This is a genomic window from Paenarthrobacter sp. AR 02, assembly GCF_021538675.1.
Lineage (GTDB): Bacteria > Actinomycetota > Actinomycetes > Actinomycetales > Micrococcaceae > Arthrobacter.
The window spans coordinates 1-268 of the sequence record NZ_JAJUKH010000029.1 but is presented as its reverse complement, the minus strand read 5'-3'; the positions used below and the strand labels follow the sequence as shown (position 1 = coordinate 268).

Below are 268 nucleotides of genomic sequence, written 5' to 3'. Positions count from 1 at the left end.
GGTGTCCTACTCTCCCACACCCTCCCGGGTGCAGTACCATCGGCGCTGTGGGTCTTAGCTTCCGGGTTCGGAATGGGACCGGGCGTTTCCCCCACGCTATGACCGCCGTAACTTTGTTACCCGTCCCAACCCCTGTTGTTGGTGGGGGTGGGTGGGAAGACTGTGGTTACAACTGTGGTGCTTGGTTGTTTATTCAGTTGGTTGTTGGTTCCCGGGGTTGTTGGTTGGGAACCACATAGTGGACGCGTGCAGTGTGTTGTGTGGTGTA

At 57.5% G+C, this 268-nt stretch carries 1 rRNA gene; it reads right to left on the bottom strand.

The features are described 5' to 3' along the window. A 5S ribosomal RNA gene (gene rrf, locus LRQ04_RS20510) occupies positions 1-110 on the bottom strand; the annotation flags it as partial. Positions 111-268: the final 158 nt, after the last annotated feature.